Genomic DNA, 4,094 nt, shown 5'->3' with positions numbered 1-4,094 from the left:
TACCGGGGGAGGAGAGATTCCAACTCCACCAGCTCGGGCAGCCGGCCGAGCAGTGGCGCGGGCAGTGGTGGGGTCGGCTCCCGACCGGCGGCGACCTCCTCCCACCAGAGGATGTCCGACCGGGCCAGGTCGGCCAGCTGCGGCAAACCCAGCCCGGTCAGCTCGCCCGGCGGGGCGGCCAGGGTGGCGGCGACCTGCGCGTACCCGGCGAGGGTGGCGTCCAGCTCGGCGGGCACCCAGGGCAGGTGCGGGGTGTGCCCGTCGACGGCGTCGGTGCAGAGCACGAACCAGCCGGCCGCGGAGAGGGTCCACCGGGGGCGGGGCGCCGGCAGGTCCGCCGGCAGCCGGTCGAGGATCGCGGCCTCCCGGGCGTACCAGTCGACCAGGTGCGGTTGCTCGGCGGCGGGCGCGGCCTTCACGAAGGCCCGACCACCGTCGGCGGTGTCGAGCACGGCGGCGAACCCACGGGTGAAGCCCGCGCCCGCGACCCGGGCGGTGACCACCGGCGCGCCGAGCCGTTCGGCGACCGCGGCTCGCAGCGCCGCCGGTAACGCCGGCCACGACGGGCGCAGGGCGCTCGCGTGGTACGGCGGCAGCGGGGGAGAGGACATCACACCATGCTGCACCGGGGTACGTGCGCGACGCACGGCGACACTGCCAGACTGCCAAGCCATGAGGACCGAGGACTTCTGGCAGCTGATCGACCAGGCACGGGCCGGCGGTGGGGGTGAGCCTGGCCCGGTCGCCGCGCGAGCCGTGGCGTTGCTCGCCGAGCGCGACCCGGAGGACATCATCGGGTACGCGCGGCACCAGACGCGGGTGCTGGCCGCCTCGCACAAGGCGGATCTGTGGGGTGCGGCGTACCTGATCAACGGTGGTGCCTCGGCTGAGGGTTTCGAACACTTCCGGGGCTGGCTGATGACCCAGGGTCGGGCCGTCTTCGCCGGCGCGGTCACCGAACCGGACTCGCTGGCCGAACTGCCCCAGGTGCGGGCGGCCTCGCTCAGCGGCGAGGAGTTCTCCGCCGAGCAGATGCTCTCGGTGCCGTGGGACGCGTACCGCAAGGCCACCGCTACCGAGTTGCCGGCGGACCGTGACCCGGTGCGGACGCCGGATCTCAACGACTTCTGGGACTTCGACGACGAGGACGAGGCGCGTCGCCGGCTGCCCCGGCTGGCCGCGCTCTTCGTCGAGCCGCCGATGGAGTGAGGGGTCCTCGGGCCGTTCCATCGCCCGCGCAGTGGGCGTACCCCGGCGGCGTGGGAACATAGAGGGGGTCGGCGGCGCGCCGGCCTGTTCACGTCAGCCGACCAGAACGGACCGCTGTGCCACCGAAGCTCGATCCCGGCGCGAACGCCCCTGGTGCCACCGACCCCGGTCGCATCCGGAACTTCGGCATCATCGCCCACATCGACCACGGGAAGTCGACCCTGGCCGACCGGATGTTGCAGCTCACCGGTGTGGTCGACCCGCGGCAGATGCGCGCGCAGTACCTGGACCGGATGGACATCGAGCGCGAGCGCGGCATCACCATCAAGAGCCAGGCCGTCCGCATGCCGTGGACCATCCGCGAGGGTGAGCGGGCTGGTGAGCAGGCGGTGCTCAACATGATCGACACCCCGGGGCACGTGGACTTCACCTATGAGGTGTCCCGGTCGTTGGCCGCCTGTGAGGGTGCCGTGCTGCTGGTCGACGCCGCGCAGGGCATCGAGGCGCAGACCCTGGCCAACCTCTACCTGGCCCTCGAGAACGACCTGCGCATCATCCCGGTGCTCAACAAGATCGACCTGCCGGCCGCCCAGCCGGAGAAGTACGCCGAGGAGTTGGCCCACCTGATCGGCGGCGACCCGGCCGACTGCATCCGGGTCTCCGGCAAGACCGGCGAGGGAGTTCCGTACCTGCTCGACGAGATCGTCCGGCAGTTCATCCCACCGGTCGGTGACGCCGTGGCGCCCGCCCGGGCGATGATCTTCGATTCGGTGTACGACGTCTACCGCGGCGTCGTCACGTACGTCCGGGTCATCGACGGCCGGATCAGCGCGCGCGACCGGATCAAGATGATGTCCACCGGCGCGGTGCACGAGCTGCTGGAGATCGGTGTCATCTCACCCGAGATGGTCAAGGCTGAGGCGCTCGGCGTCGGCGAGGTCGGCTATCTGATCACCGGTGTGAAGGACGTCCGGCAGTCCCGGGTCGGTGACACCGTCACCATCAACAGCCGGCCGGCGGCCGAAGCGTTGGGTGGCTACAAGGACCCGAAGCCGATGGTCTACTCCGGCCTCTACCCGATCGACGGGTCCGACTACCCCAACCTGCGCGAGGCGTTGGACAAGCTCAAGCTCAACGACGCCGCCCTCGACTACGAGCCGGAGACCTCCGGCGCGCTCGGCTTCGGCTTCCGCTGCGGCTTCCTCGGCCTGCTCCACCTGGAGATCATCCGGGAGCGGCTGGAGCGCGAGTACAACCTCGACCTGATCTCCACCGCGCCGAACGTCGTCTACCGGGCGATCACCGACGACGGCGAGGAAATCGTCGTCACCAACCCGAGCGAGTACCCCACCGGCAAGATCGCCGAGGTGTACGAGCCGGTGGTCCGGGCCACCGTGCTGACGCCCAACGACTACGTGGGCGCGGTCATGGAGCTCTGCCAGGGCCGGCGCGGCACCCTGCTCGGCATGGACTACCTCTCCGCCGACCGGGTGGAGCTGCGCTACACGCTGCCCCTCGCGGAGATCATCTACGACTTCTTCGACCAGTTGAAGAGCCGTACCAAGGGCTACGCCTCACTCGACTACGAGCCCTCCGGCGAGCAGGCGTCCGACCTGGTGAAGGTGGACATCCTGCTGCACGGCGAGCCGGTGGACGCGTTCAGCGCCATCGTGCACAAGGACAAGGCGTACAACTACGGCGTCACCATCGCCGCCAAGCTGCGCACCCTGATCCCGCGCCAGCAGTTCGAGGTGCCGATCCAGGCGGCCATCGGCAGCCGGGTCATCGCCCGGGAGACCATCCGGGCGATCCGTAAGGACGTGCTCGCCAAGTGCTACGGCGGTGACATCAGCCGTAAGCGCAAGCTGCTGGAGAAGCAGAAGGAAGGCAAGAAGCGGATGAAGATGGTCGGCCGGGTCGAGGTGCCGCAGGAGGCCTTCATCGCCGCCCTCTCCTCCGACTCCGGCGACGCCAAGGCCGCCGGCAAGAAGTAGTTCGTACCGCCGTACGCGCCCGGGTGCCATCCGCACCCGGGCGCGTCGCGTTTCGTGGGTGCGCTCGCCCACCCTGGCCCCGGTATACCGCCGTGTCTGCCGGCCGCCCAGCGCTGCGGTGCGGTGGGTGCGACCACCCGTGCGGAATTTTTCGGTCGCTGCCGCGGGGCCGGTGGGCCGAGGAGATGGGCTCCTACCTGTGTGGACGTACTTCCGCGCCAACCGACGCACCTCCGAAGCATCGACAACTGGCGTTGTCTTTTGAGGTGAGTCGGTTTGGGCTTTCGGCGGGTCGGGCACTTAGCCGTCACGACAGGAAGCACACACCTCGTGTGTCAGACATTCTTTTGAAGGAGGGCGACCGTGGAGTTCACCGTGTGGGGCATCATCACTGCGATCGTTGTCGGTCTCATCGTCGGCGCGCTCGGCCGCCTGGTCGTCCCGGGTAAGCAGAACATGCCGATCTGGCTGCACATGCTGATCGGTATCGGCGCGGCCCTGCTGGGCACCGTCCTGGCCCGGGCCATCGGCATCGCGACCGAGACGAGCGGTATCGACTGGGGCGAGCTGCTGGTGCAGGTCGTGCTGGCCGCGATCGCCGTCGCGCTGGTGGCCGGTGTGGGTGGCCGCCGCCGCGTGACCCGGTAACACCAGCAACCCGTAGTACCGCAACACCTTCGAGGGGCGCTCGGCCATCAGGCCGGGCGCCCCTCGGTGCTTGATCGAATTCGATCGACGGGGGTCTGATCCGGCGAATCGCTGCGTCCGGCTCGGCCGCAGTGTCGTCCAGCCCTCCGCGCGCGCCGCGTCCTGCGTCCCGCGCCTTTGTCCGTGGCCCGTGTCCTGCCTCCCGCGTCCGGGCGCCCCGTGTCCTGCCTCCCGCGTCCGGGC

The 4,094-nt window shown here is 70.0% G+C and carries 3 protein-coding genes and 1 pseudogene; 3 read left to right on the top strand and 1 reads right to left on the bottom strand.

The features are described from left to right. Positions 1-611, bottom strand: a pseudogene (locus ABZ749_RS30780) (aminoglycoside phosphotransferase family protein); the annotation flags it as partial. 61 nt (positions 612-672) lie between these two features. Here ABZ749_RS30780 and ABZ749_RS30775 point away from each other — a divergent pair. The 3 genes from ABZ749_RS30775 to ABZ749_RS30765 all read left to right on the top strand — a co-directional run bounded on the left by ABZ749_RS30775 (position 673) and on the right by ABZ749_RS30765 (position 3,851). Continuing rightward, positions 673-1,209: a DUF4240 domain-containing protein gene (locus tag ABZ749_RS30775; RefSeq protein ID WP_357204680.1), complete on the top strand. Its 537-nt coding sequence runs from the start codon at positions 673-675 to the stop codon at positions 1,207-1,209. A 116-nt stretch (positions 1,210-1,325) separates the two neighbouring features. After that, positions 1,326-3,203: a translation elongation factor 4 gene (gene lepA / locus ABZ749_RS30770; protein ID WP_357233899.1), complete on the top strand. Its 1,878-nt coding sequence runs from the start codon at positions 1,326-1,328 to the stop codon at positions 3,201-3,203. A 363-nt stretch (positions 3,204-3,566) separates the two neighbouring features. Then, positions 3,567-3,851 (top strand): GlsB/YeaQ/YmgE family stress response membrane protein, encoded by a 285-nt coding sequence (locus tag ABZ749_RS30765; protein ID WP_357233897.1) that lies wholly within the window; start codon positions 3,567-3,569, stop codon positions 3,849-3,851. Positions 3,852-4,094: the final 243 nt, after the last annotated feature.

Origin of the sequence: Micromonospora sp. NPDC047753, from assembly GCF_040642735.1 — a bacterium.
GTDB lineage: Bacteria > Actinomycetota > Actinomycetes > Mycobacteriales > Micromonosporaceae > Micromonospora.
This window is presented reverse-complemented; position numbering and strand designations above follow the sequence as displayed.

Bases quoted from the DNA above. Each gene is read 5' to 3' on its own strand.
- ABZ749_RS30775 (WP_357204680.1), top strand. From the start codon at position 673: ATGAGGACCGAGGACTTCTGGCAGCTGATCGACCAGGCACGGGCCGGC.